The organism is Pseudomonas sp. 2995-1 (assembly GCF_002742505.1).
In the GTDB taxonomy this organism is placed as follows: domain Bacteria; phylum Pseudomonadota; class Gammaproteobacteria; order Pseudomonadales; family Pseudomonadaceae; genus Aquipseudomonas; species Aquipseudomonas sivasensis.
The window spans coordinates 1-363 of the sequence record NZ_LJSA01000201.1 but is presented as its reverse complement, the minus strand read 5'-3'; the positions used below and the strand labels follow the sequence as shown (position 1 = coordinate 363).

General features: G+C 44.6%; 1 protein-coding gene. It reads left to right on the top strand.

Annotated features, from left to right (window positions below; all coding sequences use genetic code 11):
* Positions 1-39: 39 nt before the first annotated feature.
* A partial coding sequence (locus tag AOA61_RS02485) for a hypothetical protein (protein WP_143521166.1) occupies positions 40-363 on the top strand: 324 nt, incomplete at its 3' end.

Below are 363 nucleotides of genomic sequence, written 5' to 3'. Positions count from 1 at the left end.
GTGAAAAGGTATGCGGATGCAGTAGGACTGGATTCTGATATGTTGTTTGAAGAGCATCGTGATGAATTACCCCAGTCAAATCGAGATCCTGCAGGACTGCCTCCACGTGTTAATCGTTCTAAACCAAAAATGGTTAAGAAGAGGTCAAAGGTTGCTTCCTTCTTGCCTACAATGGTCGTTGTCTTATTCGTCTTAGCAATTGCAACTGCGTTTTGGGCTTTTAATCTTAATAATAACAACTCGGACGATGGCGCTTCTCGTGAGGAGCAGCAGAGCGGACCAGCAGTAGATATTACAGACTCCGACATTGATGAAGTGAATGAGGATGAGGATGAGGGGAACGATCAAGATACTGCAGTTGAG